The 3,161-nt window shown below is 63.3% G+C and carries 4 protein-coding genes; 2 read left to right on the top strand and 2 right to left on the bottom strand.

The genetic code is table 11. The features are described from left to right. Window positions 1-341 (bottom strand): HalD/BesD family halogenase (locus VT50_RS37170; RefSeq protein ID WP_420822266.1); only part of this gene is annotated, 341 nt, incomplete at its 3' end. A 1,698-nt stretch (window positions 342-2,039) separates the two neighbouring features. On the opposite strand from VT50_RS37170, the gene VT50_RS37165 reads away from it, so the two are divergent. Beyond that, window positions 2,040-2,384 (top strand): DUF190 domain-containing protein, encoded by a 345-nt coding sequence (locus tag VT50_RS37165; RefSeq protein ID WP_075200312.1) that lies wholly within the window; start codon window positions 2,040-2,042, stop codon window positions 2,382-2,384. Between the two features lie 30 nt (window positions 2,385-2,414). Here the strand turns inward: VT50_RS37165 and VT50_RS37160 are convergent, their stop codons facing one another. Continuing rightward, on the bottom strand, window positions 2,415-2,783 hold the full coding sequence (locus tag VT50_RS37160) for a hypothetical protein (RefSeq protein WP_240529472.1): 369 nt from the start codon (window positions 2,781-2,783) through the stop codon (window positions 2,415-2,417). Between VT50_RS37160 and VT50_RS40870 the strand changes: the two genes are divergently transcribed. Then, entirely contained in the window at window positions 2,724-2,942 is a 219-nt protein-coding gene (locus VT50_RS40870) for a hypothetical protein (protein ID WP_240529473.1), read from the top strand. The two genes, VT50_RS37160 and VT50_RS40870, sit on opposite strands and share 60 nt — an antisense overlap. The last annotated feature ends 219 nt before the right edge of the window (window positions 2,943-3,161 follow it).

Below are 3,161 nucleotides of genomic sequence, written 5' to 3'. Positions count from 1 at the left end.
ACCTCCCGGATGCTCACAGAATCATAAATCGCGGTGATGAGCCGCGAATCGCGGGCAATATCCGCCGCACTGACCGTATGCATCTTACGCGGCGAATTCCCCGTCTCCTTCAACTCAATATCAATACGCTGGGCATGCTGCTCCAGCAACCCATTAACCTCATCCCTCACCTCAGCAAACAAATCCGCCGACACCAGACCAGGAAGCTTGACATACCCCTCCCGGCGGAACTGCTGCGAATACTCAAGAACAGGAGCACTCTCACAAAAATCCTTCAGATGACGATCAAACGCACCCTGATCGAGCACCCGGACACCAGCAGCAGACACCTTCGACGCCATCACTGACTCCCTCGGTCGGGAAATAAAACCTACGACGGCCGGGGCATGACAAAATCTCCCCGCTGACACGCGACACTATCCCGCCCCAACAACCCACCTCAATCCGATTTACGACCCACCCTTATCCAATTCCCGCACCCCCACCACAACAACAACCAACACACAAGCCCGGCACCCGCTCAGCACGACATTGACCCGCAGATCGAGACTGCTTTGAAGCACACTCACACACGAGTTCAGGACCAGGCCCGGCCACGGGGTCGGGCCTGGTTCAGGCCTGGGGTCGGCCGCAGGAATGACACGGGCCCAGCCCTGCGGGTTCAGCCCTGCGGTCGGCGCGGGTTCGACCATGAGCATTCGCGCAGGCTCGACACTGGTCCAGCACGAGATTGACCGCAGGATCGGGACTGGCCAGGCCGTGAGAAGGGCGCGCACCCGGCCGCGGGTTCGGAGCTGGCCTGAGGCACACTCAGGCACAGGATCAGGACCGGCTTGAGGCGCACTCACACACGGGTTCCGGACTGGGGTTAGCACGGGTTCAAGACTGGTTCAGGACTGAGGTTAGCGCGGGGCCCAGCCGCGGGATCGGCACAGGAATGACGCGGGCTCAACCCAAGGCGGGGAGACTGGTCCGACACTGAGATTGACGCGGGTTCAGCACGGGAACAGCACAAGCTCGGCCATAGGCTTGAAGCTGACTCGGCGCCGGGTTTGAGGCAGGTTTGAGGCAGATTGGGCCGCGGGATCGGAACCGGCTCGACGCTGGGATTGACGCTGACTCAGCCGCAGGTTCGAGGCTGGATCGGCGCTGGGATCGCCCCCGGGGAACGGCGCGGGCTCAGCCGCAGGATCGGGACTGGTCCGGCGCTGGGATCGGCGCTGGGATTGACACAGACTCAGCAGTAGGAATGGCGCGGGACTAGCCGTGGGTTGGAGACAGGCTCGAATCTAGGATTGAGGCTGGAACGGGCGCGGGTTCGAGCGCGGGGAATGGCACGGGTTCACCGCTGAAACGGCGCGGACTCAGCCGCAGGTTCGGGGCTAGCTCGACGCCGGGCTTGAGGCCAGTTTGAGGCGGCTTCGACCGCGGGATCGGGACTGGTCCGGCACTGAACTCGGCGCTGGGATCGACACAGACTCAGCCGTAGGTCTGGGACTGGATCGGCGCTGGGCCCGCCGCGGAAATGGCGCAGGTTCGGTGCGGGCTCGGCCACGGGTTTGAGGCTGGCTCGGCGCCGAGTTTGGAGCTGGCTGCCGCAAGCTCAGCCGCAAATGGGACTGGTCCGGCACTGGGTTCGGCGCAGGCTCAGCCGTAGGTTTGAGGCTGGGGCAGCCGTGGGATTGGCCGCGGGTTCGGCAGCGGTGTGGCAGTTGACAACGGCCACCAGCAGGAACCGACGTCAACCGACACGCCCACGACGGACACAAGCGGTTACCCGGGGCATTGCGACAGTCACCACGCGTTGATAAATTAACGCAGCCCGTGAACTCCGCCGGATACCCAACCAAACGGGATCCCCCACCCCCGGACGGGACATCCACCCGAACAGGATCCCCCTCCAGACAAGATGTCCACCCGGACGGGCCCCTCGCCGAGGCGTCACACAGAGACGCCCCCCGTCCAGTTGCCGACCCGCCCACCCGGGCCACCGGACCGGACCACCAGACTGCCACAGCACAAAGAATAGAGAACACGTCATGCCATCAACCAGCCACGGACTCAAACTCACGATATACGCCAAAGACGACGACGTATGGAACCACCAACCCCTCTACCACGAAATCATCCGCAGAGCCCGTAAAGCCGGATTATCCACAGCCACCGTCCACCGCGGCATCGAAGGCTACGGCACCGACGGCATCATCCACACCTCCCGCCTACTCTCCCTCTCACACTCCCTACCACTCACCATCACCATCATCGACACCGAAAAACACATACGCCACTTCCTCCCCCAACTCTCCGAACTCATACACGAAGGAACAGCAACACTACAAAACATCGAAATCATCACCTACACACCAACCCCACAACACGACTGAACACCGCCCGACAGGTCTCACCAGCCGACCTCACCTGCGGAGTCGAAGAGTCGACCGTTGGGCCCGTCGATTGCCAGGGCGAGCTGCACGATCGTTGCGGCGCTCTGCGCGGGCGTGCTGGTGCCAGTGTGGTTGTTGAGTGCGGTGGCGGTGAACCCAGGATCGACGGCACTGACGCGGAAGCCGGACAGGGCACGCGCGTACTGGTATGTGAGCATGTTCAAGGCCGCCTTTGAAACGGGGCAGACCAGGCCCTGCAACCGGGATTCCAGGCGCTGCGGGTCGTCGTTGATGGTGAAGGCCACTCGTCACGTTCACGATGCGCGGATGCTGGGCCTTGTGCAGCAGAAGCAGAAGGGCGTGCGTCGTCCGGACCGCGCCGAGGAGGTTGACGTCCATGACATCTGTGAAATCGTCTGCGGTGGTCTCCTCCACTGCCGGGCGGGTGCCGCCGATGCCACCATGCCCGCAGCAGCGAGCCGCCGGGCCACCTCTCGCTCGATTCCTTGGTTCGCGCCTGTCACCATGGCAATGTCCGCGATCGTCATCTCGGCATGATCCTCTCAAGACTGGTGTCACGTAGAAGGTAGACGCGTCAAAAGCGCCAGCTGTCATAGCCGCCGGTGCACTGGTCTTGAATTGATCTCGGAGGTGTTGGATCGCTGTCGGGAGTGGTGTTCTGGGGGCGCGGGGCGGCGCGGCCGGAGCCGTGGGAAGTCGGCGACGTCCTGTGGGCGGTGATCGAGCCACTGCTGCCCAAGTGTGAGCGCCGAGCCC

The sequence above is a fragment of the Streptomyces antioxidans genome, assembly GCF_000968685.2.
Lineage (GTDB): Bacteria > Actinomycetota > Actinomycetes > Streptomycetales > Streptomycetaceae > Streptomyces > Streptomyces antioxidans.
This window is presented reverse-complemented; position numbering and strand designations above follow the sequence as displayed.